Genomic DNA, 23,740 nt, shown 5'->3' with positions numbered 1-23,740 from the left:
CCGACCTCCCGGTGGAATCGGCACCTCGAAAGGCTGCCCTTTCACCTTAGAGGTAACGGGGCAGAGCAGAGCGAGACTCAGCTTTCCATTGTAGGCAAAGGGCGAGATCACGACCGCCGGACGGCGACCTGCCTGCTCATGTCCTGCCTGAGGATCAAAGTCGATCCAGACGAGATCGCCGCGCCCGGGAATGTAACTCCCGGGAGCACTCACCAGGCCTCCTCCCCAACGCTGGGCCCGGTATCCACCTCGGGATGCAGATCGTTCTCGTCCACCTGAGCGAGAAGCTCATCCAGCGTGTACTTCCGCCTGCGAACGGGCGTGACGACCAGATGGTCCGCCTCGATCGTGAGCTCCACGTCCGAGCCTTCCTCGAGTGTCGACATGTCTGCCAGGGCTTTGGGGATCCGAAGGGCGAGGTCGTCGTCCCACTTCTGTACGCGTGCTCGCATCGCAGTTCATCTCCCATCCGCGGACAAGCTGAAACGTACGCTTCCGGACAAGCCCCTCATCCCCCCACCTGCGAGAGCGCCAGCAGGCCGCCGCTCCCCTCGTCGCTCCCCTGGACGAGCCAGTGGCGCTCGGGCTTGATGCGCAGCGTCCGGCGCACCAGCGGCTCGATCGGCTCGCCGCGGCGGAGCGCGTCGCGCAGGTCGGTCTGGATCGATCCGAACAGGCAGGGGCGGAGCTGGCCGTCGGCCGTGAGCCGCATGCGGTTGCAGCTCCCGCAGTAGTTGTGGCTCATCGGGGTGATGACGCCCACCGTCCCCGCGGCGCCGGGGAAGGCCCAGTAGCGCGCAGGCCCGTTCCCCGGCGGGCCCGCCACCGGCTCCAGCGCGCCGATCGTCCGCACCCGCGCCAGCACCTCGTCGCTGGAGACGTACTCGTCGCGCGAGACGCCCAGGTTGTCGCCCGTGGGCATCACCTCGATGAAGCGCACGTGCCAGGGGCGCTCGCGGGTGACGGCCGCGAAGTCCTCCACCTCGTCGTCGTTGCGGCCGCGCATCACCACGCAGTTGACCTTGATCGGCGCGAAGCCGACGCGCTCGGCGGCGTCCAGCCCGCGCAGGATCGCCGCCGCGCTCCCGGGGCGGCGGGCGATGGCGTCGATGCGGTCGGGGCGCAGCGAGTCGAGCGAGACGTTCAGCCGGTCCACCCCCGCCTTCCGCAGCTCGCCGGCCTGCTCCTCCAGCAGCACCGCGTTGGTGGAGACCGCGATGTCGGCGATGCCGTCCACCGCGCGCAGCATGCGCACGAGCGCCGCCAGGTCGCGGCGGACCAGCGGCTCACCACCGGTGATGCGCACCTTCCTGAGGCCCATCCCCGCCATCACCCGCACGACCTCGGCGATCTCCTCGTACGAGAGCAGCTCCTCGCGCTTCAGCCACGGCAGCCCCTCCACGGGCATGCAGTAGACGCAGCGCAGGTTGCACTTGTCGGTGACGGAGATGCGCAGGTACTCGATGCGCCGCCCGAAGCCGTCGTGCATCGGCCCCTGCTCGGGGACGGCCCTCTCGGCCACCGCCGGGTGGCGCCCGCCGAGCTGCACCAGCGCGCTCACAGCGGCCTCCCTTCGGCCACTTCCGCCGCGCTCGCGGTGAAGCCGGGCACCCACTCGCTGCCGCCCTCCGCGTACCCCTCGCGCTTCCAGACGGGGACGCGCTTCTTGAGCTCCTCGATCACGTAGCGCGACGCCTGGTACGCCTCGCCCCGGTGCGGCGAGGCCACGACGACGGCCACGCTCGCCTCGCCCACCCGCAGGTCGCCCACGCGGTGCACCACGCGGATGTCGCCGGTGCCGAAGCGCGCGATGGCCTCCTCGGCGATGCGGTGCATCTGCCGCTCGGCCATCCCGGCGTAGGCGTGGTATTCCAGGTGGGTCACGGCGCGGCCGTCGTTCTCGTTGCGGACCACGCCCCAGAAGAGCACGGCGGCGCCGTCCGCGGGCGAGAGCGTGTCGGCCAGCAGGCGCGCCGCGTCGAGCGGCTCGGGCGTCACGGCGGCGTACGCGGCGGCCACCTCACCCCCCGGCCACGGGCGGGATGAACGCCACCTCGTCGCCATGCTCGAGCCGCGTGGCGAGGGGCGCGTAGTCCATGTTGACGGCCACCAGCGGGGCGGCGGGGAGCGACGACAGCCCGTTCGCCCGCGCGCGCAGCTCGGCGACGAGATCGGCCACGCTCGCCCCCGGCGGCAGCTCCACGCGGAGCTCGTCGGCGCCGGCGAGCTCGCGGTACTGGGCGAAGAAGAGCGAGCGGACGATCATCGGCGGTTCCAGGTTGGGCATCGTTCGAACGATAACGCGCGGGAGGGTACCCCGCCACGGACGCGGGGTTCGGCGCGAGCCTCTATCGACGGAAGCTCGCGGAGGCAGCCCGGGTTCCCATCGGCCGGGATTCGCTCAGGATCGAGATCGACGATGGCTCACGCAAAGCAGCAGAGTCAGCAGAGGAAAACCGTCGTTCTCTGCTGACTCTGCTGCTCTGCGTGAATTCTTATTCCAGAGATGGCCAGGGCAAAGGCTCACCCCGCGCCGGACGCACCGGGGCCGGGGACGCTCTGGCGCACCTCCTCGGGCGGGGCGAGCGTGGAGAGGAACTGCGACAACTCGTGGTGCAGGCGCGAGGTGGAGCCGCGCACCAGGGTGCGGTCGCCCTGCTTCCCCGCCCCGATCGTCACCTCGCCCGCCTCGGTGGTGAGCTTGATGTGGGTGGGCCCCGCGTCTTCCGTGAACGCCGCGTACGGCGTCAGCCTGAGCGTGAACCAGTCCCGCGCGCGCTGGATCACCTCCTCGGCGGGGAGCTCCGTCAGCACTTCCTGGATCAGCATGGCGTGAACCCCGAGTGCGAAGTGCGAAGTCCTGAGTGCTAAGTGCGAGACAGCACGGGCCTGCCAGTCTCCCATGCTGTTGAAGCCTCGCCCTCACCGAACCAGTCTCCGGGGCGATGCCCGTCAGGCGAGGCTTTCCGTGGTTGTAGCCGCGGATTCATCCGCCCTTGCCACCCGCCCCCTCCTCCTCGCGCCCGCGGAAGAGCAGCACGTCCCCGGCGCCGCGGCGGCGCTCGCGCACGGGCAGGTCGTAGCCGCGGCGGATGTCGTAGACGGTCTCATAGGGTCCGAGGCGGCGCCGGTCTTCGGCGCGGCCGCGGTGCGGCGACTCGTCGCGGGGGATCGGGTGCGGCATGGGCGGGCTCCTCCAGGGGTGGCCCACCCGTCCAACGCAAGAACGGCGCCCGCCCCCGGTGCAGGGGACGGGCGCCGATCGGTGCGAGGCAGGGCCCGGGGGAGGGCCCGGCTCAGACGAGCGGGCGCTCCTCGACCAGGGCGCGCAGCTCCTTCGAGGGCTTGAACACCGGCACCGCGCGCGGCGGCACCTCGACGGGGTCGCCGGTGCGCGGGTTGCGCGCCAGCCGGCTCTTGCGCTCGCGGACCTTGAAGGTGCCGAAGCCCCGGATCTCGATGTTCTGGTGCTCGCCCATCGCGTCCTTGATGGCGTTCAGGAACGCGTCGACCACCACCGCGCAGTCGCGCTTGGTGACCCCCGGGCCGATGGTGTCGGCGACCCGCTGGACAAGATCCGCCTTGGTCATGGATGCTCCTCCTGGAGGTTCTGGAAGCTGGGGCCTGGCGCCCCGGTTCGGTGCGCGCCGCGGGCGTGCGGCTGGCTGGGGATTCCGCCCTGATCCCTCCAGGCGGAGCATAGGTCCCGTCACTTCGGCACGGCTCGGTCCGAATACACCGGGCGTTTCGCGCCCCTTCCCGCGCGGGACGGCGTCACTCGGGGTGCGGCAGGAAAGCGGTTCGGGCCGAGGCGGCCGGCGGGCTCCTGCGCGGGGCGAGAGAGCGTAAGGAAGTGGTAGACGGTGACTTATAAGGCGGAAGGATAATCCGCGCCGTCTGTTCCGTCAAGCATTCCGTGCGGCGGCCCGCGCGGAGCGCTTCGCCATCTCATCCACAAAGCGGTCAAAGAGATAGCGGGAGTCGTGCGGGCCGGGCGCGCTCTCGGGGTGGTACTGCACCGAGAACACCGGCTGGGCGGTGTGCTCGAGCCCCTCCACGGTGCCGTCGTTCAGGTTCACGTGCGTGACCCTGAGGTCGGGCGCGCCGGGGATCCCCTCCTCACCACCCTCCACCGCGAAGCCGTGGTTCTGCGCCGTGATCTCCACCGCGCCGTCGGCCAGGCGCCGCACCGGGTGGTTCCCGCCGCGGTGGCCGTACAGCAGCTTGTAGGTGTGCGCCCCGAAGGCGCGCGCGATCAGCTGGTGCCCCAGGCAGATGCCGAAGACGGGCGTGTCCCCGGCCGCCAGCGCGCGGATCGAGTCGAGGGCGTGGGGGACGGCCTCGGGGTCGCCGGGGCCGTTGGAGATGAAGAGCCCGTCGGCGCCCGCGGCCACCAGCTCGCCGGCCGGGGTGGACGAGGGGATCACCGTGACCTCGCACCCGCGCTGCGCCAGGAGCTGCAGCGAGTGCGACTTGACGCCGAAGTCGTACGCCAGCACGCGGAAGCGCGTTTCTCCCACCGCGGGGACCACGTAGCGCTCGGGCGTCGACACCTCGTCGGCCAGGTCGAGCCCGCACATCGGCGGCTGGGCGTGGATCCGCTCGAGCAGCTCGTCCGCGGGCGCCCGCGCGGGGGCGATGGCGCCGCGCATGGCGCCCAGCGAGCGGATGTGGCGGGTGAGCGCGCGCGTGTCGACGCCGCAGATGGCCACCACGCCGTGGCGCTTCAGGTAGTCGTCCAGCGACTCCCGCGCGCGCCAGTTGCTGTAGCGGGGCGGCGCCTCGTGGATCACGAAGCCCGCCACCTGGGGGCGCGCCGACTCCTGGTCTTCGGGGTTGGCGCCGTAGTTCCCGATGAGCGGGTACGTCATGGTGACCAGCTGGCCCGTGTACGAGGGGTCGGTGAGGACCTCCTGGTACCCGGTCATCGAGGTGTTGAAGACCACCTCGCCGAACGCGGTGCCGGGGGCGCCGTGCGCCTCCCCGCGGAAGGTGCGTCCATCCTCCAGCATCAGAACGGCGGGCTCGGCCACCCCGGCCTCCCTGTCGGTGCGCTCCAAGTGCAAGGGCGCCGCGCAGTTGCGGGCCGCGTGAATCTACCGGCGGCGGGCGGGGTGTCAAGGACGGGAGTGCGAAGTGCGAAGTGCGTGAGTGCGTGAGTGCGGAGCAAGTCCGTTGCTCCAAACGGTGTCATCCCGAGGGGAGCGGTAGCGACCCGAGGGATCTACTCGACCCTCCTGGTGGGTGGTGAATCGAGCGGATGCCTGACGCCACTTCTGATCACCCTCTATTCACCCGCATCGGGCATTACGATGACCGGGCCGGGTTTGGCAGGCGGTGAGGACCGGGGTAGATTTCCGCTCCGCCGTCCGCCGCCTTTCGCCCCGGGAGAGGGATGTCCGAGCCGCTGGTCTTCATCTACGCCGACGAGAGCTGCCTGGGGAACCAGTTCAAGCACCAGAAGCGCCCCGGCGGCGCCGCCGGCGTGGTGGAGTACTGGCACCTGCAGAAGGGCTGGATCCGGCGCGACTTCTGGACGTCGGAGCCCGACACCACCAACAACCGCATGGCCATCCGCAGCGCGCTGATCCCGCTGGAGGCGCTCAGGGGCCCCTCGCGCGTGGTGTTCACCACCGACAGCCGCTACCTGGTGGACGGGATGAGCGAGTGGGTGCACGGGTGGTCGGCGCGCGGGTGGAAGCGCAAGACGGGCGAGATCGAGAACCTGGAGGCGTGGCGCGCGCTGGTGGAGGCCGCCCGCCGCCACCGCATCGAGTGGAAGTGGGTGAAGGGCCACGCCGGCCACCCGCAGAACGAGTACGCCAACCACCTGGCCATCGTCGCCGCCTCGAAGCAGATCGACAGCGGCGGCCTGGTGCCGTCCAAGTTCGAAGAGTGGATCGCCCAGGAGCAGGAGAAGGAGCGCTACCTCGACTACTTCCCGATGCCGCCCGAGAACTACGAGTTCAAGCCCGCCCGCGCCGCCCCGCGCCGCTGACCACGTCGAACTCCGCAGGTCGAGGCCTGCCTCGACCGTTCCGCGGTGACGAAACCCGGGCGGCGCGAGAGACCGATTGGAGAAACCCCGGTGCCGCAGTGGAGTAGACTGTCCCTGCCCGCAGCCGATCCCATCCGCGTCGCCGGAGGTGGAGCATGGTCCCGCCGTCCCTCGCCCGCCGGTCGATCCCACTCTGCACCGCCGTCCTCCTCGCCGCCGCCGCGGACCCGGCCGCCGCGCAGACGCGCTACGAGCTGGTGCCGGCGGAGACGCGCGTGTCGTTCGACGCGAGCGCCACGATGGGGCGCTTCAGCGGGCGGGCGCAGCGGGTGAGCGGCTGGGTGGACGTGGGCGACGCGGAGACGCTCGCCGGGACGCGCGGCGAGGTGAGCGTGGACGCGGGGAGCTTCGGGACGGGGATCGCGCTGCGCAACCGGCACCTGCGCGACGAGATGGAGGTCGAGCGGTACCCGTGGATCCGCTTCGTCCTGGAGCGCGTCACCCCCTCCGGGGGCGCGGCGGAGGGCGGGCGCGCGGTGACGCTGCACGGGCGGCTCACCATCAAGGCGGCCACGCGCGAGGTGGAGATCCCCGCCACCGTGACGCAGTCGGACGGCACCCTCACCGTCGACGGCCAGCTCCCGGCGAAGTTCACCGAGTACGGCATGCGCCCGCCGACCCGCATGGGCGGGATGACCCGCGTGCGCGACGAGCTGACACTGCGCTTCCACGTCGTCTTCCGCCGGGCGGGAAGCTGATTTCAGAAGACGATCAGAACAATGACGGGGCGCTCCGGCCATCGGGACGCCCCGTCACATTCGTGAGATCCGAAAAAACAAAAGCCTCACGCAGAGGAAGCAGAGGAAAACCCGCCGGGTGATGAGTTCTCTGCTGACTCTGCTGACTCTGCGTGAGGCTTTGTCGTTTTTCGAACCAGGAGTCACACAGCGGCAGGCGACGCGTACAGATTTCCGACCCTCCGCCGCAAGTGCTTGCAGCCCTTCGATTTGCGCTCCGTCCCCACACCTGCGCGGCTGATCTCCCGACACCCTCGCCCGGCCGCACCGATCCCCCAAGTACAATCACCACAAACACTTACCGGACGATGCCGCCTGGCCCGCGGCTCGCATTGTCCCGGCGCGAGTCGACCTGCGGCGCCGCCGGGCGAACGGCGCGCCGAGCTCCTCCGGGCGGCTCGCGCGTCGTCCCGATTCGCACGGGGTCGGGGAAGGAAGGCCGGCGCGCGGGCCGTTCGGGGGGAGCACTCCGCACCTCGCACTTCGCACTTTCACCAGGCTGGAGCCATGCTGAGCGGACGAATCATGATCGTCAGCGACCGCGAAGAGGTAGTCGCGGAGCTGGAGCCCATCCTGCGCGCGGGCGAGCACCTGGCGCTCTCGGTCTCCAACGGCGACGAGGCGCTGCGCATCCTGGACGAGGGGCTGGTCCCCGACCTGGTGATCAGCGACCTGGGCTCGGAGCGCTCGCTGGAGGGGATCGAGTACGTCTGGCGCTTCCGCGAGATGAACCGCGTGGGGCGCCACATGGTGGTGGTCGAGGAGGGCGCGCCGTTCTCGGCGGTGTTCGGCCGCGGCACCGCGGCGCTCCCCGAGCAGGTGACCGCGCTCCCCCGCCCCTTCGCCCCCGACGACGTGCGCCGGCGCGTGGAGGACGCGGTGCTGCACATGGGCCGCGAGCTGCACGCGCTGCGCGCCGAGGTGTGGCGCGAGATCGCGCGGATGCAGCAGGCCATGCGCGACATGCAGCGCGAGACGGTGAACGCGCTGGCCGCGACCATCGCCGCCCGCGACCCCTACATGCACGGCCACTCCACCCGCGTGGCCGAGCTCTGCCGCCGCGTCGCCCGCGTGATGCAGGTGCCCGACGCCGAGGCCGAGCTCCTGGAGACCGCCGCCACCCTGCACGAGATCGGCAAGGGGAGCATCCCGCTGGAGCTGCTGCACAAGACCGAGCCGCTCTCGCCCGAAGAGCTGGAGCGCATCCGCTCGCACGCCCGCGCGGGCGCCGAGATCGTGCGCGGGGTGCCTTCCTTGCGCCGCATCGCCCCGCTCATCGAGCACCAGGGGAGCGACTACGTGGACCTGGGGCTGCACCTGGACGCCGCCTCCCCCGAGTTCCTCCTGGCAGGCATCCTCCGCGTGGTCGACGCCTACGACGCCATGGTGTCGCCCCGGAGCTACCGCGGCCCCCTCCCGCGCGACTACTGGGAGAACGTGCTCCAGGGCGGCGCCGGCAAGCGCTTCCACCCGCAGGTGGTCGACGCCTTCCTGCGGCTCATGTCTCCCGCCCCACGGCCTGAAGCCCGTATTCCTTGATCTTGGCGTGCAGGGTGGCGCGCGAGATCCCCAGCTTCTCGGCCGCCAGCGTGCGGTTGCCCCCGGTGAGGTGGAGCGTGCGCTCGATGTGGCGCCGCTCCACCTCTTCCAGCGTCAGCACCTCCCAGTCCTGCCGCTGCGCCCGGGGCGCCCCCGGCGCGCGCACCTGCTCGGGGAGGTGCTCGGGGCCGATCCGCTCCGCGCCGCGCGCCAGCACCAGGGCGCGCTCCAGCGCGTTCCTCAGCTCGCGCACGTTCCCCGGCCAGGCGTAGCCCACCAGCAGGTCCAGCGCCTTCGCCGAGAGCTCCTCCGGCGCGTCGGGGTGGCGCCGCCGCAGGTCGCTCAAAGACGTGTGGATCAGCTCCAGCACGTCCTCGCGCGAGCGCTCTCGCAGCGGCGGGATGGTGAGCGGGAACACCGAGAGGCGGTAGAAGAGGTCCTCGCGGAAGCGCCCGGCGCGCACCTCCGCCTGCAGGTCCCGGTTGGTGGCGGCGACCAGCCGCACGTCCACCTCGATCTCGCGCGTGCCGCCCAGCCGCCGGAAGGTGTGCGTCTCCAGCACCCTGAGCAGCTTGGGCTGCAGCCCCGGGTCCAGGTCGCCGATCTCGTCCAGGAAGAGCGTGCCGTGGTCGGCCACCTCGAACAGGCCGCGCTTCATCTCCTTGGCGTCGGTGAAGGCGCCCCGCTCGTGGCCGAAGAGCTCCGAGTCGAGGAAGGTGGCCGAGAGCCCCGCGCAGTTGATCTCCACGAACGGCCCGCGCGCTCGGGGGCTCCGCGCGTGGATCATCTGCGCCACGAAGCTCTTCCCCGTGCCGCTCTCGCCCAGGAGCAGCGCGCTGGTGTACGGGCTGGCCGCCAGCAGGTCCACCTGGCGCGCCAGGTCGCGCATCTTCGCCGACTCGCCCAGCGCGCCCACCCGGCTCTGCTCGGCCATGCGCTCGGCCAGGAGCTGGTTGGCGCGCCTGAGCTCCACCTTCTCCACCGCCCGCTCGGCCGCCGCCTGCAGGTGGGTGAAGTCCACCGGCTTCGGCAGGAAGCTCTCGGCGCCCAGCTGCATGGCCTCCACCGCCGTGTCCACCTCGGCCTGGCCCGTGAGCATCACCACGGTGGCGCCGCGGGCCACCAGGATCTCCAGCACCTGCAGCCCCGAGAGCCCGGGGAGGTTCACGTCCAGCAGCACCAGGTCCGGGTGCTGCGCGTCGAAGGTGCGCACGCCGTCCTCGCCCGAGAGCGCCTGGTACACCTCCCACTCCTGGCGCTCGAAGAAGCGGGCGAGGACACGCAGGACGGAAGGCTCGTCGTCGACCAGCAGCACGGAGCGGGGCATGCGGAACCGTCGGGGGAGGAAGAGGAGGGACGTAATCTGCCGAATCGCCCCGCCTACTTAGCGCCCTCGCGGTCTTTCCGCAAGGCGTCGCGCCCGGCCGTGCGCGGCGGGAGCGCATCCGGCCACGTGGACGCCGTCGGATTCGGCTCTGGCCCGGCCCCGCCGCCCCTGCGCGAAGCCGGGTCGGCATCCCGCGCCCGTGCGTGGCGAGCGGCGGATCCCCGGCACTCCGCTCATCGGGGCGGATGCCGGCCCGGCGGGAGCGGGGCCTCGGGACGACGGCAGGCACCAGCGGGATGCTCCGGGATCCGGTACGAGACCTTTCCTGCCGGCCCGCGGCCGATGAACGCCGACGTCACACGCTGTTACACGCTGCAATGCGCCGATGCAGCCGGGAAGCGCCGCAGGCACGGGCGTCTTCGGGAGGTAAGTCCATCCGGCCCTTCGGGTTAGGCGACACGAAGCGGCCGGGAACATCTGTTGCCGCGGCGGACGTGGTTCCCCACGCGCCGACGGCGCCCGTCCGACCTCTCCCGGTGACGTAGTTCTGTGGGTGTCCTGTTCTCGATGCGCCACCGCGGAGCCGGCGGAGCGGCCACGCGGGCCCGCTCCATCGTCTCGCGGTTCGGGGTGACGGCCGCCCCCATGGAAGAGCGTCTGCGGCGCCTCGACGAGCTGACGGCGCGCTTCGGCGTGCGGCCGTCGTGGGCCATCACCGCCTGCATCCTCGACCGCAACCGCCGCGCGATCGGCCGCTTCGTGGAGCGCGGGGTGGAGTTCGCCATCCACGGCCTGGTGCACGACGACCACAGCCTGCGCTCGCTGGAGGAGCAGCGCGCCAGCATCGCCCGGGCGGCGGAGCTGTTCCGGGCGGCGGGGGTGCCGTACCGCGGCTTCCGCTGCCCGTTCCTGCGCGGCAACCCCGCCACCGACCAGGCGGTGCGGGAGCTGGGGCTGCTCTACCACAGCACGCAGCCGGTCGTCTTCGACACGGCGCCCGCGCTCGGGCCCCGGGCGGCGGAGGCGTACGGCCGCACGCTGCGCCACCTCTACGGCGCCGCGGTGGACGCGGGCCGCGTGGCCGTGCGCCCGGCGCTCCGCTCCGGCGTGGTCCACATCCCCGTGGCGCTGCCCGACGACGAGATCATGGTGGAGCGGCTGCGCCTGGGCCCGCAGGAGCAGAGCGCCGCCTGGCTGGCCACGCTGGACGCCACCTGGCGCGCCGGCGAGCTGTTCACCGTGCAGCTCCACCCGGAGCGGGCCGACGAGTGCGCGGCCGTGCTGGCCGCCACCCTGGCTGAGGCGCGCGCCCGCCGCCCCGCGGTGTGGATCGCCACCCTGGAGCAGGTGGCGGAGTGGTGGCGGCGCCGCGCCCGCACGCGGCTGGAGGTGATGCCGCTGGAGGCGGGCCGGTACCGGGTGCGCATGGACGGCGACCCGCGGGCGACGCTGCTGGTGCGGGGGCTCCCCGGCGTGGACGCGCTCCCCTGGCACGGCCCGGACCGCGTCGCCCCGGCGCGCGAGCTCGAGGTGGCCGCCGGGCGCAGGCCGGTGGTGGGCGTCTCCCCCCGCACGCCCGCGCCGGTGCTCGCCTTCCTGGCGGAGGAGGGGTTCCCGGCGGAGCGCGGCGCGGAGCCGGCCCGCTTCGGCGCCTGGGTGGACGCGGCCGGCGAGGTGGACGAAAAGGCGGTCCTGGCGGCGGTGGAGTCGTCGGGGGGGCCGCTGGTGCGCCTGGGCCGCTGGCCGGACGGCGCGCGCAGCGCCCTCTCGGTCACCGGCGACATCGACTGCATGACCCTGCAGGACTTCGCCCTGCGCCTGTGGGAGACCCGCCGGTGACGCCCGCCGCCGCGCCCGCCCGGGCGGGCCTCCCGCCCGCGCCGCCCCCCGCCGCCGCGCGTCCCGGCGGCGCGGTGGTGGTGGGCGGCGACTTCAACGGCCTGGGGATCGTGCGCAGCCTGGGCCGGCGCGGCATCCCCGTGTGCGTGCTGGACGACGAGCGCTCCATCGCGCGCTTCTCCCGCTACTGCAGGCACCACGTGCGCGTCGCCGACCTGCGCGACCACGGGCGGACGGTGGACGCGGTGCTCGAGGCCGGGGAGCGGCTGGGGCTGGAGGGGTGGGTGCTGTACCCCACCCGCGACGAGACGGTGGGGGCGTTCTCCCGGGAGGGCGCGCGGCTCGCGGAGCGCTTCCGCGTCCCGGTGCCGGAGTGGGAGGTCGCCCGCTGGGCGCTGGACAAGCGCAACACGTACCAGCTGGCGGCGCGGCTCGGCGTCCCCGCGCCGCGCACCTGGACCGTGCACGGGCCCGACGAGGCGGCGGCGCTGGACGCGGAGGGCCCCTTCGCGGTGAAGCCGGCGGTCAAGGGGCGCTTCCTCTACGCCACGAAGGCGAAGGCGTGGCGCGCCGACACCCGCGCCGAGCTGGTGGAGCGCGTGCGCCGGGCGGCCGCGCTCTGCGGCCCCGGCGAGGTGCTGGTGCAGGAGCTCGTCCCCGGCGACGGACGGCGGCAGTACTCGTTCTGCACCTTCTTCAAGGAGGGCCGCCCGCTGGCCGCCATGACCGTCCGGCGCCTGCGGCAGCACCCCCCGGAGTTCGGCCGGGCCAGCACGTACGTGGAGACGGTGGAGGAGCCGGCGGTGGAGGAGCTGGCGCTCGAGCTGCTGGGCGGAATGGGCTACTACGGGCTGGCGGAGGTGGAGTTCAAGCACGACCCGCGCGACGGGCGCTTCAAGGTGCTGGACGTGAACGCGCGCGCCTGGGGGTACCACGCGCTCGGGCGCGCGGCGGGGGTGGACTTCCCCGCCCTCCTCTTCGCCGACCAGGCGGGCGAGCGGGTGCGTCCCTGCCGGGCCCGCCCCGGGGTGCGCTGGGTCCGCCTGGTGACGGACCTGCCGACCGGCGTGCTGGAGGTGGCGGCGCGGCGGGTCGGCGTGCTGCAGTACCTGAAGAGCCTGCGGAGCGCCGACGCGGAGTCCGTCTTCTGCCGGGACGACCCGCTCCCCGGGATGGCGGAGCTGGCGCTGGTGCCGTACCTGGCCGCCAAGCGCGGATACTGAAGCGGATACCGGAGCAGGACGACGATGAGCGAGTGCCACGCGATCGTGATCGGGGCCGGCCCCTACGGCCTGGCGGCGGCGGAGCGGCTCCACGCCGCGGGCGTGGAGACCCGCGTCTTCGGCCGCGCCATGGATTTCTGGGCCGCGATGCCGCGCGGGATGAAGCTGCGCTCGTCGTGGGAGGCGTCGCACATCGGCGACCCCGACGGGCCGCACTCGCTCGGCGCGTACGAAGCGTGGCGGGAGGGCGCGCTCTCCCGCCCCGTCCCGCTGGACGACTTCATCGCCTACGGCCGGTGGATGCAGGCGCGGGCGGTGCCCCACCTGGAGGACCGCCGGGTGGAGCGCGTCGAGCGGGCGGGGCGCGGCTTCCGGGTGCGGCTGGAGGACGGGGAGACGGTCCACGCGCGCCGCGTGGCCGTGGCGGCGGGGATCGCCCCGTTCGCGCGGCGGCCGGCGGAGGCGCGCGGCCTCCCGGCCGAGCGGGCGTCGCACGTGTCGGAGCACCGGGACCTGTCGGTCTTCCGCGGGCGCCGGGTGCTGGTGGTGGGCGGCGGACAGAGCGCGCTGGAGTCCGCCGCGCTCCTGCACGAAGCCGGGGCGGAGGTGGAGGTGGTCGCCCGCGCGCCGCGCATCCACTTCCTGCGCGGCGACACGGTGCGCGGCGCGCTGGGCGGGCTCGCCCGGCTGGCGTACACGCGCGAGGACGTGGGCCCGCCGGGGATCAACCGCATCGTCTCCGCGCCGCGGCTGCTGCGCTCGCTCCCCCGCCCCCTGCGCGACTGGGTGAGCCGGCGCGCCATCCGCCCCGCGGGCTCGCAGTGGCTGCGCCCGCGCCTGGCCGGCGTGACGCTGCGCACCGGCCGCCGCCTGGTCCGCGCCGCGCCGGAGGGAGGCGGGGTCGCGGTGACGCTGGACGACGGCACGCGCTGCACGGCGGACCACCTGCTGCTGGGGACGGGCTACCAGGTGGACGTGGCGCGCTACCCCTTCCTCCCGCCCGAGCTGCTGCGGGAGCTGCGCCACGCGGGCGGCTATCCGGTCCTCTCGGCGGGGATGGAGTCGTCGGTCCCGGGCCTCCACTTCCTCGGCGCCCCCGCCGCGCTCAGCTTCGGCCCGCTGATGCGCTTCGTCTCCGGGTCGCACTACGCCGCCACGCGACTGGTGCGCGCCGTCGCCCCCACCCGCGCCGCCGCCCCCCTCCGCGCCGCGGTCCGCTCCACGCCGGAGGCGGAGCCGGCGGGGTGAGGGCCCCGCCCCGCCGGCGCAAACGCCTGCGGGTGGTGAAGTCCACCGACCCGGGGAGAGCCCGGCGAGCCCGGGGAGGTTCACGTCCGGCAGCAGCAGGTCCGGGGCGCGCGTCGAAGAGAGGGCGCGGGAGCAATACGCGAATCACCCCGCCCACTTAGCGCCCTCGCAAGCTCTTCGCGCGGCGTCTCACGCGCTCGCGGCACGAGGGGTGGCGCGAGCGGTCGCCTGGGTGCCGAACGCGAAGGGCGAACCGCGGACCCCGGGCGTCTCCCCCCGTGCCGCCTCCCGGCTGCGTCTTCCCGCATCGCCTTCGCGGGGGGGGGTTCAGCGAAGTCTGGCCGGTACGGAACCACGTATTCCGCTACATTTCATCTTCGAGTATAATGCGTCACCGTACAAACGCCCGGCCGAGCACGCGACGTCCTTTCCCGCGCCGTCCTGCCGGCCATGCGCGTCCGACCACCATCCTGAAGAGAGAGATCCCCATGAAGCACAAGCTGAAGATCGACGACCTGAGCGTGGAGACGTTCGTGGTTTCGGAGGACGCCGCGCCCGCGCGCGGGACCGTGCGCGGCTTCGCCAGGCCGTCGCGGGTGGCGACGATGTGCCAGGAGAGCTGTCCGGTGGACGCGTGCGGAGAAACGGTGTTCGTGTACTCGTGCGGCTACCCCGAGACGCAGTGCCCCCAGTAGCTCCGGCCGGTGCCGCGCCGCCTCGGGCCGCCGGGTAGCGGCTCGAGAAGCAACCCGATCTCAGGAGAGCTCGCGATGAAGCTCAGGCTGAAGGTGGAAGAGCTGCGGGTGGACACCTTCGAGACCACGCGCAGGCCCGAGACGCGGCGCGGCACGGTGCGGGCGAACGAGGGCTCGCGGCCGCCCAACTGCTTCTCCGGCGAGTGGTCGTGCATCCCCGAGGCGAGCTGCGTGGACACCTGCGGCCTGTCGTGCTGGGGAAGCTGCGTCGAAACGTACGACTGCTGCATGTGAACCCGGCCCGGTCCGTTTCCCCGCGAACGCGCGGGGAAGCGGATCGCCGCGCCAGACCTCGGGTCAGAAGAGCGGCCCCGCCCCCTCGTGCGAGGGAGCGGGGCCGCTCGTCGCGCGCTCGGCAAACCCCGCCCAGTACGATTCAGGGGTTGTCGAGCGCTCTGATCAGGCGCCGTCCCGACTCTCAGCGGACCGTCACCGTCTGCCGCATCCAGGGGTGGATGCAGCACTGGTACCTCTCCGTCCCCGTCTCGTCGAAGGTGTGCTGCACCGTCTGCCCGGACAGCACGGTGGAGCTGGCGAACTCGGCCTGGTTGGCGCATTCGGGCGCCACCGTGAGGTTCCCCGACGCCTGGTTGAGCGCCGGCACCACCCCGCCCCCGAAAGCCTCCACCTCCGTGAAGGTGTGCGTCTCCCCGCCGGTGTTCACCACCGGGAGCGTCGTCCCCTCCCGGATGCTGAAGCTGGCCGGCTCGATCCTCCAGGCCGCGACCCTGTGCGTCGCGTTCAGCTCCGCGTTGAAGCTCGCCAGCGTCATCCCGGTGCTGCCGGAGGGATGCAGGCAGGTGCCGGCGCCGAGCGCGGCGTTGAAGGTCGCGGGGTCGCAGTCGTCGTGCAGCTGGATGCTCGCCGTCGCGCCGTTCATGTCGTCGCAGCCCGCGAGAAGCGCCATCGCGGGGACGATGGCGAGGGTGAGGAAGGCGTGTCGCATCTTCACCTCCGGCTGTGGAATGGGCCCTTGGCCCGCTCTCGACAGCTCTTCGGGGTGGGCGAAGGGCCAGTCCACGCCGGAACCGCCGGCGCGACCCGACGCTCGATCACGAGGCATGCCATGCCAGGATCGACGGCGCCGGCAGGGTTTGCCGGGCTTCGAGCCATCCTGCCCTGGATTGACATGAGACACGTGACTCGTACCGCGACAGTGCACGCGGCCCGCCCCCTCGAGCGAGGGAGCGGGCCGTCCCGCCTCGGATCAGGCGGTCCGCGGACCGGACGATCTCAGTACATGTCGCCCATGCCGCCGCCGCCCGGCATGGCGGGCGCATTCTCCTTCTCCGGCTTCTCCACCGGCACGCTCCCGGTGGTGAGCGGGGAACTCCCTCGGGCTCGCCCGGCAGCGCGGCAGCGCCACGCCGCCGCCGTGCTCGACAACGCTGCCCGCTCGGTGGAGGACGCGATCTCGCGTGTGCCGGCCCGGCTGGACCCATGGGCGAGCCGCGGTTCGTCCGCCGGGACCGCACCCGGGGAGCGTCACCGTCCGGCAGAGTCCCTCAGCGCCTCACTCGTAACAGATCTGATACCGGGTGCAACCGGTGTTGGCGCAGGTGTTCGCGCAGCTGATGCAGGTGTTGTCGTCACAGGTGTAGGCGCAGGTGTTGGGACAGGTGTTGTCGCAGGTGGGGCACCCGGGGCACGTGCAGGCCGTGACGCAGGTGCACTGCTGGCCGATCACGGTGCCCCTGGACTCCGGCTCCGCGGGCGTGGTCTGGAACGAGTCCACGCGCAGCTCGTCCAGGCTGAGCGACAGCTTCTTCATGGTCGTCCTCCCGGCATGAGGCAAAAAGAACGGGTGCGGTCCCGGTCAGGCGCGGCCCTGGACACGTTTGATTCCAGACGATACGGAAGGCAGGCGCGGGTTTGGGTCGTACGCCGCCCGTTCGGCTGGGGTCGGACGGCTGCTGCAACATTCGTGCACATTGCGCCGGAAAAGGGTTTGCCTGCACGTGCACGGGCGTTCCGGATCCGCCAGGCTCCACGCCGCCGCAGGGGCGTTCATCTCGCCGGTCTCGGCGCCGCGTTGGCGGTCCACGCCTGCCTTCACGCCGCGGGAGCGCCGGAGGCCTCTGCGGGGCAGGTGCGCAGACGACAGAACCGGCGGAGAGCCGAAGCCTTCCGCCGGTCCGTGGGGTCCTACCGGTCCGTCGGGACCGACCGGCTCAGTACATGTCGCCCATGCCGCCGCCGCCCGGCATGGCGGGGGCCTTGTCCTTCTCCGGCTTCTCCACCACCACGCTCTCGGTGGTGAGCAGGAGGCTGGCGATGGACGCCGCGTTCTGCAGCGCCGTGCGGGTGACCTTGGTGGGGTCGATCACGCCGGCGTCCACCAGGTCCTCGTACTCGTCGGTGCGGGCGTTGTAGCCGTAGTTGCGGTTCTCGCTCTCGCGCACCTTGGCCACCACGATCGAGCCCTCCACGCCCGCGTTCTGCACGATCTGGCGGATCGGCTCCTCCAGCGCGCGCTCCACGATGCGCACGCCGATCTGCTCGTCCTCGTCCTCCAGCTTGAGCTCCTTCAGGCTCGACTGGCAGCGCAGCAGCGCCACGCCGCCGCCGGCCACGACCCCCTCCTCCACGGCCGCGCGGGTGGCGTGCAGGGCGTCCTCCACGCGCGCCTTCTTCTCCTTCATCTCGGTCTCGGTGGCGGCGCCCACGTTGATCACCGCCACGCCGCCGGCCAGCTTGGCCAGCCGCTCCTGCAGCTTCTCGCGGTCGTAGTCCGAGGTGGTCTTGTCGATGGCCGCGCGGATCTCCTTGATGCGGCCCTGGATGGCGTCCTCCTGCCCGGCGCCGTCGACGAGGGTGGTGTTGTCCTTGTCGATCACGATCCGCTTGGCGCGGCCCAGGTCGCTGAGCACCGCGTTCTCCAGCTTGAAGCCGACCTCCTCGCTGATCACCTGCCCACCGGTGAGCACCGCGATGTCGCCCAGCATGGCCTTGCGGCGGTCGCCGAAGCCCGGCGCCTTCACCGCGGCCACCTTGAGCGTGCCGCGCAGCTTGTTCACCACCAGCGTGGCCAGCGCCTCGCCCTCCACGTCCTCGGCGATGATGAGGAGCGGGCGGCCCATCTGCGCGACCTTCTCCAGCACCGGGAGGAGGTCCTTCATCGACGAGATCTTCTTGTCGTGGATGAGGATGAGCGCGTCCTCCAGCACCGCCTCCATGCGGTCGGGGTCGGTGATGAAGTAGGGCGAGAGGTAGCCGCGGTCGAACTGCATGCCGTCGACGGTCTCCAGCGTGGTCTCCAGCCCCTTGGCCTCCTCGACGGTGATCACGCCGTCCTTGCCGACCTTCTCCATGGCGTCGGCGATCAGGTTGCCGATCTCCTCGTCGTTGTTGGCGCTGATGGTGCCGACCTGGGCGATCTCCTTCTTCCCGGCGGTCTCCACCGACAGGGTCTTCAGCTCGGCCACCACCCGCTCGACGGCCTTGTCGATGCCGCGCTTGAGCGACATGGGGTTGGCGCCGGCGGTGACGTTCTTGAGCCCCTCGCGGAAGATGGCCTGGGCCAGCACGGTGGCGGTGGTGGTGCCGTCGCCGGCCAGGTCGCTGGTCTTGGTGGCGACCTCCTTCACCATCTGGGCGCCCATGTTCTCGATCGGGTGGTCCAGCTCGACCTCCTTGGCCACGGTCACGCCGTCCTTGGTGATGAGCGGCGAGCCGAACTTGCGGTCGATGACCACGTTGCGGCCCTTGGGGCCGAGGGTGACCTTCACGGCCTCGGCGAGCTGGTCCACGCCCTTCTTGAGCGCGGCGCGGGCGTCGACGCCGAAAGTGAGCTCCTTGGCAGCCATATCTGTTTCTCCTTGGGGAATCGGTTCCGAATCAGAAAAGTCGGGTCGTGCGCCAGCCCGTCAGCCGACCACAGCGAGCACGTCGGACTCGCGCAGGATCAGGTACTGCTCGTTGTCGACGGTCACCTCGGTGCCGCTGTACTTCCCGTAGAGGACCTTGTCGCCGACCTTCAGCTCCATCTCGACCCGCTTGCCGTCCTCGACCTTGCCGGGCCCGACGGCGACCACCTCGCCCTGCTGCGGCTTTTCCTTGGCCGTGTCGGGGATGTAGAGTCCGCCCCGCATGGTCTCCGTCTCCTCGAGCGGCTTGACGACCACCCGGTCGGCGAGCGGCTTGACCTTGATGTCGGTCGCGGTAGCCATGGATTGAGCCTCCGTACGTTTGAGTGGGTGTGGTGATTGTGCGCTGTTAGCACTCGTTCACCGGGAGTGCTAACGACAGCGCGAAAATAAGCCTCCACGCCGCGCTGTCAAGCGGTGGTCCGCCGACGGCGCGAGGAAGAACCGGCCGGCTCCGCTTACAAGGAACGTACCCGTCCAGGTGCGCCACTTTGGCCGATTCCGGCGCGAACGCTTGCCGGAGCGGCGGACCGCCTGCTGCTCGCGCTCCACCTGGACCACCGAGGCGGGCCGGGTCCGCTCCGCTTCGCCGGCATCGGCGCGGCGGCGGCGGTGATGCCCCCTCCCCGGCCCTCCCCCGCTGCGCGGGAGAGGGAGAACTACGACTCCTTCATCCTGCGAGGTCTGGCGCAGCGACGCTGGGCTCGCGCGGAGACGACCGCCTCCGTCAACTCCGTTGACTCCGTGTGAGGGCCGGTGTTTTCGGCCTGGCGGCGGAAGGGAATCCTTGACGATGCAGGCTGCGGCACGCATCCGTATGCACGTTCCTGCCTGATCCGCCGCTCCGCCCGCCGCAGTCCATCATCCGCGCTACCCCGATCCACCCCGCGCGGCGGCGCCGGAACCGTCCCCCTCTTCCCCCCCATCTCACCCGTCACGGGAAGCCGCGATGACGCGCCGCCGTGAAGTGCAATTCTCCGCCGCGACCCTCGCGGCGACCGTCCTCCTCTGCGCCGCGCTGGCGCCGGGCGGCCGCGCCGGCACCGCGCTGGCCGCCGGCGCGCCCGCCTGCCCCGACTCGCTCCCGCTCCCCAGCTCCGTGGGCGAGCAGGCGTACGAGGGGCTGCTGAACGCCTTCCTGGAGGGGCGGTGCTACCGTGGCTGGGTGCACGACTCCCTGGTCCGCAACACGGGGCCGTTCATCGACGGCAGGAACTTCGGGACGCACCCGGCGGTGCGCGTCTACTACTCGCCGCGCGCGTGGGAGTGGATGACGGCGCGCCGCCGCCAGGGCCGCATCGACGACAACGCCATCATCGTCAAGGAGATGTACACCCCGCCCGCCGCGCCCGGGGCGAAGCTGGAGGGGTGGACCACGATGGTGAGGGACTCGGCCGGGGCGCTCGACGGCTGGTACTGGGGCTACCGCGGCGTGGCCGACCCGCCGGCGCGGCCGATCGACTACCCGTCGTCGGGCTTCGGGCTCTACTGCGTGCGCTGCCACGCCTCGGCCGAGAGCGAGCTGACCTTCGCCGCGGTGCGCAACGTGGACCCCGGGGAGGACCCGCTCTCGTTCGTGGTGCAGACGTTCACCACCGCCCCCGCCCAGGCGCCCCGCGCGCCGGGCCGGGACGCGCTCTCGGTGCACGGGCAGGTGGAGCTGGCCAACGAGACGCAGCGCCACGAGCTGCCGAAGCCGCTCCCGGCGCCGGACTCCGCCTTCCTGGCGCTGTACCGCATCTCCCGGCACTTCGCCGCGCCGAACGCGAGGACGGCGTTCCCGGTGGAGACGTACGACCACGTGGTGCCGGGGCCGGGCGGGCCGGAGCAGTTCCTGACCTCGGACCAGTGCACCGGCTGCCACTCGGCCTCCACCTTCAACATGGCGCTCATCACCGCCGGCGGACGCGACACCTTCAACCTGTCGCCGTACGGCGAATGGCGCGCGTCGCTGATGGGCCTCGCCGGGCGCGACCCCGTCTTCCACGCCCAGCGCGAGAGCGAGGTGGCGCGCTTCCCCGACCTGCGCACCTTCATCGACACCACCTGCTACCGCTGCCACGGGGTGATGGGCCAGCGCCAGGCGAAGCTGGACGGGACCATGTTCCGCCACGACATGGTCTACGCCGGGCCGGGGGAGCCGGGCGCGAAGTACGGCGCGCTGGCCCGCGACGGGATCAGCTGCATGGCGTGCCACCAGGTCTCGGCCATCGCCCCCGGCGACACCGCCACCTTCACCGGCCGCTTCCCGGTGGACCCGCCGGGGCACGTGAACGGGCCGTACGACACCGTGATCGAGCTGCCGATGAAGAACGCGCTGGGGATCACCCCGCGCGGCGCGCCGCAGATCCGCACCAGCGCGCTCTGCGGCAGCTGCCACACCGTGGTGCTCCCGGTGCTGGACCGCCAGGGGCGGCAGATCAAGACCGACTACGAGCAGGCCACCTACCCCGAGTGGCTGAACAGCGTCTACCAGGACGAGATCCCCCCGTTCGACCGGGACAGCGCGCGCACCTGCCAGAGCTGCCACATGCCGCAGGACTTCCGCGGCGACCGGCTGCGCTACCGGGTGGCGATCATCGAGGACCCCACCTACCCCATGGCCGACCACCGCGCCCGCGACAGCGCCATCACCGTGGCGGTGCGCGACACCTTCAGCCGGCACATGCTGATGGGGGTGAACCTCTTCACGCTGGCGATGTTCCAGCAGTTCCCCGACACGCTGGGGATCCGCAGCACCGACTACATGTACTCGGCCGGCGTGCAGCCGCTGGTGAACGCCGGCCTCTCGGCGCTCGCGCTGGCGCGCGAGCAGGCGGCGCGGGTGCGCGTGGAGGGCGTGCGCAGGGTGCGCGACTCGCTGGAGGTGTCGGTGCGGGTGGAGAACCTGGCCGGGCACCGGCTCCCCTCGGGGGTGGGCTTCCGGCGCGCCTTCCTGGAGCTCGTGGTCACGGGCGGGCAGGGCACGCTGTGGGCGTCGGGGCGCACCGACCGGCTGGGGGTGATCGTGCGGGGCACGTCGAGCCAGCCGCTCGCCACGGAGTTCTTCACCCGGCCGGCTGCCGCGGGCGGCGTCTACCAGCCGCACCACGAGACGATCACCCGCGAAGACCAGGTGCAGATCTACGAGGAGCTGGTGGCCGACCCGGAGGGGTGGCTGACCACCAGCTTCCTGGCGCTGGACAGCGTGGTGAAGGAGAACCGGCTGCAGCCGCGCGGGTGGCGGCGCGGCGGCCCGTTCTGGCACGAGACGCAGCCGCACGGCGAGTCCGCCCGCGACGCGGACTACTGGAACCGGGGCGGCGCAGACCGGCTGGTGTACCGCATCCCGCTCTCGCGCGTCCGCGGGGCCATGAGCGTGCGGGCGACGCTCTACTACCAGGCGATCCCGCCGTACTACCTGGCGCAGCGCTTCGGCATCCGCTGCGGCGCGTTCCCCGGCGACTGCGCCGAGACGCGGCGCCTGGCCTTCCTCGCCAGCCGGCTGCGCACGCAGGGGACGCCGATCGAGAGCTGGAAGCTGATGCTGGCGACGGAGCAGCGCGCGATTCCGGCGGCCGTGGCCGCGCGTCCGCAGGCGCGAACGTCGGGGACGCGGGGCTGATACCCGCTTGCAGAGGATCGTTCGGGGATAGATCTGCAAAAAATCTCACACAGAGGCACAGAGACACAGAGAAAAACCAAAGCTTTCAGTTCTCTGTTGGCCTCTGTGTCTCTGTGTGATTCCAATCTGTTTCGGAAACCCGAAAGGTGCTCTGTACCGTGGTATAAGCGCTTCCCTCGACAACGAACGCCCCGCCGGGATGCGCACCCGGCGGGGCTTCTTCGTTCGCCGTGGACGCGCGTCAACACTCGCGGCGCGACGATCATCGGGCTCCGGCTTCGGCATCCTCCAGCTCCCCGAGCCGCCGCTGCAGGAACCGCCGCTCCGGCTCCTGGCGCGCAAGGGCGAGGGCGCGCTCGTAGGAAGCCCGGGCTTCCGCCGTTCTCCCCAGCCGCCGGCACAGGTCGGCGCGCGCGGAGTGCGCCAGGTGGTAGTCCTCCAGCTCGCCGCGCGCGAGGATAGCGTCGACGAGGGCCAGGCCGGCCGCGGGGCCGTCGCGCATGGCCACGGCGGCGGCGCGGTTCAGCTCCACCACGGGCGAGGGGTCGGCCCGCAGCAGCACGTCGTAGAGGCCGACGATCTGGGCCCAGTCGGTGGCGGCGGCGGTGGGCGCCTCGGCGTGCACGGCCGCGATGGCCGCCTGCAGGGTGAACGGGCCGAAGCGGCGCGACCTGAGCGCCCGCTCCACCAGCGCGGTCCCCTCCGCGATCCGCTCCCGGTTCCAGAGCGAGCGGTCCTGGTCGGCCAGCAGCACCAGCTCGCCCGACGGCGAGGTGCGCGCGGCGCGCCGCGACTCGTGCAGCAGCATCAGCGCCAGCAGCCCCTCCACCTCGGGCTCGGGGAGCAGCTCCGCCAGCAGCCGCCCCAGGCGGATCGCCTCGCCCGAGAGGTCGGCCCGCGTCAGCGAATCTCCCGCGGACGCCGAGTATCCCTCGTTGAACACCAGGTAGACCACGTGCAGCACGGCGTCCAGCCGCTCCGGCAGGTCGGCGCGCGACGGCACCTGGTAGGGGATGCGCGCGTGGCGGATCTTGGCCTTGGCGCGGACGATCCGCTGGGCGAGCGTGGGCGGGGCGGTGAGGAAGGCGCGCGCGATCTCCTCGGTGGTGAGGCCGCAGACCTCGCGCAGCGTGAGCGCCACCCGCGCGTCGGGCGCCAGGGCCGGGTGGCAGCAGGTGAAGATCAGCCGCAGCCGGTCGTCTTCGACGCCGCCGTCGTCGCGCTCCGGGGGCTCGTCGGCGGCGTCGAGCTGGGCGGCGAGCTCCGCCAGCTTCCGGTCGGACCGGGCGCGGCGGCGCAGGGCGTCGACGGCCTTGAAGCGGCCGGCCGAGACCAGCCACGCCCGGGGGTTGGCGGGCACCCCGTCCCTCGGCCACCGCTGCAGCGCCGCGGCGAAGGCGTCGTGCAGCGCCTCCTCGGCCAGGTCGAAGTCGCCGAGGATGCGGATCAATGTGGCGAGGACGCGGCGCGACTCGGCGCGGTAGACGGCGTCGACCGCCGCCCGCGCCGTTTCGGCCGCGTCCTCGCCCACCATCGGCGGCTCC

At 72.3% G+C, this 23,740-nt stretch carries 23 protein-coding genes; 9 read left to right on the top strand and 14 right to left on the bottom strand.

Translation table 11 applies throughout. The annotated features are described in order from the left end of the window. Nucleotides 1–209: 209 nt before the first annotated feature. The 8 genes from VF746_06240 to carA all read right to left on the bottom strand — a co-directional run bounded on the left by VF746_06240 (nt 210) and on the right by carA (nt 5,060). Entirely contained in the window at nt 210–452 is a 243-nt protein-coding gene (locus tag VF746_06240) for an AbrB/MazE/SpoVT family DNA-binding domain-containing protein (protein ID HEX8691997.1), read from the bottom strand. A gap of 56 nt (nt 453–508) precedes the next feature. After that, nucleotides 509–1,561: a GTP 3',8-cyclase MoaA gene (gene moaA / locus VF746_06235; protein HEX8691996.1), complete on the bottom strand. Its 1,053-nt coding sequence runs from the start codon at nt 1,559–1,561 to the stop codon at nt 509–511. Next, the gene (locus tag VF746_06230) at nt 1,558–2,019 is read right to left on the bottom strand and encodes a molybdenum cofactor biosynthesis protein MoaE (protein ID HEX8691995.1); all 462 of its coding nucleotides are present in this window, start codon (nt 2,017–2,019) and stop codon (nt 1,558–1,560) included. The genes moaA and VF746_06230 overlap by 4 nt, the downstream gene beginning before the upstream one ends. Before the next feature lies 1 nt (nt 2,020). Further along, on the bottom strand, nt 2,021–2,287 hold the full coding sequence (locus VF746_06225) for a MoaD/ThiS family protein (GenBank protein HEX8691994.1): 267 nt from the start codon (nt 2,285–2,287) through the stop codon (nt 2,021–2,023). A gap of 236 nt (nt 2,288–2,523) precedes the next feature. Further along, nucleotides 2,524–2,829 (bottom strand): hypothetical protein, encoded by a 306-nt coding sequence (locus tag VF746_06220; GenBank protein ID HEX8691993.1) that lies wholly within the window; start codon nt 2,827–2,829, stop codon nt 2,524–2,526. Between the two features lie 157 nt (nt 2,830–2,986). After that, nucleotides 2,987–3,184: a hypothetical protein gene (locus tag VF746_06215; GenBank protein HEX8691992.1), complete on the bottom strand. Its 198-nt coding sequence runs from the start codon at nt 3,182–3,184 to the stop codon at nt 2,987–2,989. A gap of 112 nt (nt 3,185–3,296) precedes the next feature. After that, the gene (locus VF746_06210) at nt 3,297–3,590 is read right to left on the bottom strand and encodes an HU family DNA-binding protein (protein ID HEX8691991.1); all 294 of its coding nucleotides are present in this window, start codon (nt 3,588–3,590) and stop codon (nt 3,297–3,299) included. 315 nt (nt 3,591–3,905) lie between these two features. Continuing rightward, nucleotides 3,906–5,060 (bottom strand): glutamine-hydrolyzing carbamoyl-phosphate synthase small subunit, encoded by a 1,155-nt coding sequence (gene carA / locus VF746_06205; protein ID HEX8691990.1) that lies wholly within the window; start codon nt 5,058–5,060, stop codon nt 3,906–3,908. Between the two features lie 335 nt (nt 5,061–5,395). On the opposite strand from carA, the gene VF746_06200 reads away from it, so the two are divergent. From VF746_06200 to VF746_06190, 3 genes are all read left to right on the top strand, one after another. Then, nucleotides 5,396–5,998 carry a ribonuclease H gene (locus VF746_06200; GenBank protein ID HEX8691989.1) on the top strand — a complete coding sequence of 201 codons (603 nt, stop codon included), beginning with the start codon at nt 5,396–5,398 and terminating at the stop codon, nt 5,996–5,998. A 155-nt stretch (nt 5,999–6,153) separates the two neighbouring features. Next, entirely contained in the window at nt 6,154–6,756 is a 603-nt protein-coding gene (locus VF746_06195; protein HEX8691988.1) for a YceI family protein, read from the top strand. A 564-nt stretch (nt 6,757–7,320) separates the two neighbouring features. Then, complete coding sequence (locus VF746_06190; GenBank protein ID HEX8691987.1) at nt 7,321–8,334, top strand: HD domain-containing phosphohydrolase; 1,014 nt, start codon at nt 7,321–7,323, stop codon at nt 8,332–8,334. Here VF746_06190 and VF746_06185 read toward each other — a convergent pair. Continuing rightward, complete coding sequence (locus VF746_06185) at nt 8,294–9,661, bottom strand: sigma-54 dependent transcriptional regulator (protein ID HEX8691986.1); 1,368 nt, start codon at nt 9,659–9,661, stop codon at nt 8,294–8,296. The two genes, VF746_06190 and VF746_06185, sit on opposite strands and share 41 nt — an antisense overlap. A gap of 645 nt (nt 9,662–10,306) precedes the next feature. Between VF746_06185 and VF746_06180 the strand changes: the two genes are divergently transcribed. From VF746_06180 to VF746_06160, 5 genes are all read left to right on the top strand, one after another. Beyond that, the gene (locus tag VF746_06180) at nt 10,307–11,500 is read left to right on the top strand and encodes a polysaccharide deacetylase family protein (GenBank protein ID HEX8691985.1); all 1,194 of its coding nucleotides are present in this window, start codon (nt 10,307–10,309) and stop codon (nt 11,498–11,500) included. Next, nucleotides 11,497–12,723, top strand: coding sequence for a hypothetical protein (locus tag VF746_06175; GenBank protein ID HEX8691984.1), 1,227 nt, complete (start codon nt 11,497–11,499; stop codon nt 12,721–12,723). Before VF746_06180 ends, VF746_06175 begins: the two co-directional genes overlap by 4 nt. 24 nt (nt 12,724–12,747) lie before the next feature. Then, on the top strand, nt 12,748–13,971 hold the full coding sequence (locus tag VF746_06170; GenBank protein ID HEX8691983.1) for an NAD(P)-binding domain-containing protein: 1,224 nt from the start codon (nt 12,748–12,750) through the stop codon (nt 13,969–13,971). A gap of 488 nt (nt 13,972–14,459) precedes the next feature. Further along, entirely contained in the window at nt 14,460–14,666 is a 207-nt protein-coding gene (locus tag VF746_06165) for a hypothetical protein (protein ID HEX8691982.1), read from the top strand. A gap of 75 nt (nt 14,667–14,741) precedes the next feature. Beyond that, on the top strand, nt 14,742–14,960 hold the full coding sequence (locus tag VF746_06160; protein HEX8691981.1) for a hypothetical protein: 219 nt from the start codon (nt 14,742–14,744) through the stop codon (nt 14,958–14,960). Between the two features lie 184 nt (nt 14,961–15,144). On the opposite strand, the gene VF746_06155 is transcribed toward VF746_06160, so the two are convergent. The 4 genes from VF746_06155 to groES form a co-directional block, all read right to left on the bottom strand. Then, nucleotides 15,145–15,672 (bottom strand): hypothetical protein, encoded by a 528-nt coding sequence (locus VF746_06155; protein ID HEX8691980.1) that lies wholly within the window; start codon nt 15,670–15,672, stop codon nt 15,145–15,147. Nucleotides 15,673–16,239: 567 nt separating this feature from the next. Then, nucleotides 16,240–16,497 carry a hypothetical protein gene (locus VF746_06150; protein HEX8691979.1) on the bottom strand — a complete coding sequence of 86 codons (258 nt, stop codon included), beginning with the start codon at nt 16,495–16,497 and terminating at the stop codon, nt 16,240–16,242. A 400-nt stretch (nt 16,498–16,897) separates the two neighbouring features. Beyond that, nucleotides 16,898–18,532, bottom strand: a complete 1,635-nt coding sequence (gene groL / locus VF746_06145) for a chaperonin GroEL (protein HEX8691978.1) — start codon at nt 18,530–18,532, stop codon at nt 16,898–16,900. Nucleotides 18,533–18,592: 60 nt separating this feature from the next. Beyond that, the gene (gene groES / locus VF746_06140) at nt 18,593–18,895 is read right to left on the bottom strand and encodes a co-chaperone GroES (protein ID HEX8691977.1); all 303 of its coding nucleotides are present in this window, start codon (nt 18,893–18,895) and stop codon (nt 18,593–18,595) included. Nucleotides 18,896–19,541: 646 nt separating this feature from the next. Between groES and VF746_06135 the strand changes: the two genes are divergently transcribed. Continuing rightward, the gene (locus tag VF746_06135) at nt 19,542–22,196 is read left to right on the top strand and encodes a hypothetical protein (GenBank protein HEX8691976.1); all 2,655 of its coding nucleotides are present in this window, start codon (nt 19,542–19,544) and stop codon (nt 22,194–22,196) included. A gap of 262 nt (nt 22,197–22,458) precedes the next feature. Here the strand turns inward: VF746_06135 and VF746_06130 are convergent, their stop codons facing one another. Then, nucleotides 22,459–23,730 carry an RNA polymerase sigma factor gene (locus tag VF746_06130; protein ID HEX8691975.1) on the bottom strand — a complete coding sequence of 424 codons (1,272 nt, stop codon included), beginning with the start codon at nt 23,728–23,730 and terminating at the stop codon, nt 22,459–22,461. Between the last annotated feature and the right edge of the window lie 10 nt (nt 23,731–23,740).

The sequence above is a fragment of the Longimicrobium sp. genome (assembly GCA_036389795.1).
In the GTDB taxonomy this organism is placed as follows: Bacteria; Gemmatimonadota; Gemmatimonadetes; order Longimicrobiales; family Longimicrobiaceae; genus Longimicrobium.
This window is presented reverse-complemented; position numbering and strand designations above follow the sequence as displayed.

What these genes read in the sequence shown, in the direction of transcription:
- VF746_06220 (HEX8691993.1), bottom strand. Translation starts at nt 2,829, where the DNA reads ATGCTGATCCAGGAAGTGCTGACGGAGCTCCCCGCCGAGGAGGTGATC.
- VF746_06185 (HEX8691986.1), bottom strand. Translation starts at nt 9,661, where the DNA reads ATGCCCCGCTCCGTGCTGCTGGTCGACGACGAGCCTTCCGTCCTGCGT.
- VF746_06160 (HEX8691981.1), top strand. Translation starts at nt 14,742, where the DNA reads ATGAAGCTCAGGCTGAAGGTGGAAGAGCTGCGGGTGGACACCTTCGAG.
- VF746_06225 (HEX8691994.1), bottom strand. Translation starts at nt 2,287, where the DNA reads ATGCCCAACCTGGAACCGCCGATGATCGTCCGCTCGCTCTTCTTCGCC.
- VF746_06150 (HEX8691979.1), bottom strand. Translation starts at nt 16,497, where the DNA reads ATGAAGAAGCTGTCGCTCAGCCTGGACGAGCTGCGCGTGGACTCGTTC.
- VF746_06135 (HEX8691976.1), top strand. Translation starts at nt 19,542, where the DNA reads ATGACGCGCCGCCGTGAAGTGCAATTCTCCGCCGCGACCCTCGCGGCG.
- VF746_06130 (HEX8691975.1), bottom strand. Translation starts at nt 23,730, where the DNA reads ATGGTGGGCGAGGACGCGGCCGAAACGGCGCGGGCGGCGGTCGACGCC.
- VF746_06215 (HEX8691992.1), bottom strand. Translation starts at nt 3,184, where the DNA reads ATGCCGCACCCGATCCCCCGCGACGAGTCGCCGCACCGCGGCCGCGCC.
- VF746_06200 (HEX8691989.1), top strand. Translation starts at nt 5,396, where the DNA reads ATGTCCGAGCCGCTGGTCTTCATCTACGCCGACGAGAGCTGCCTGGGG.
- VF746_06170 (HEX8691983.1), top strand. Translation starts at nt 12,748, where the DNA reads ATGAGCGAGTGCCACGCGATCGTGATCGGGGCCGGCCCCTACGGCCTG.
- VF746_06180 (HEX8691985.1), top strand. Translation starts at nt 10,307, where the DNA reads ATGGAAGAGCGTCTGCGGCGCCTCGACGAGCTGACGGCGCGCTTCGGC.
- VF746_06190 (HEX8691987.1), top strand. Translation starts at nt 7,321, where the DNA reads ATGATCGTCAGCGACCGCGAAGAGGTAGTCGCGGAGCTGGAGCCCATC.
- VF746_06195 (HEX8691988.1), top strand. Translation starts at nt 6,154, where the DNA reads ATGGTCCCGCCGTCCCTCGCCCGCCGGTCGATCCCACTCTGCACCGCC.
- VF746_06165 (HEX8691982.1), top strand. Translation starts at nt 14,460, where the DNA reads ATGAAGCACAAGCTGAAGATCGACGACCTGAGCGTGGAGACGTTCGTG.
- VF746_06240 (HEX8691997.1), bottom strand. Translation starts at nt 452, where the DNA reads ATGCGAGCACGCGTACAGAAGTGGGACGACGACCTCGCCCTTCGGATC.
- VF746_06210 (HEX8691991.1), bottom strand. Translation starts at nt 3,590, where the DNA reads ATGACCAAGGCGGATCTTGTCCAGCGGGTCGCCGACACCATCGGCCCG.
- VF746_06155 (HEX8691980.1), bottom strand. Translation starts at nt 15,672, where the DNA reads ATGCGACACGCCTTCCTCACCCTCGCCATCGTCCCCGCGATGGCGCTT.
- groES (HEX8691977.1), bottom strand. Translation starts at nt 18,895, where the DNA reads ATGGCTACCGCGACCGACATCAAGGTCAAGCCGCTCGCCGACCGGGTG.
- groL (HEX8691978.1), bottom strand. Translation starts at nt 18,532, where the DNA reads ATGGCTGCCAAGGAGCTCACTTTCGGCGTCGACGCCCGCGCCGCGCTC.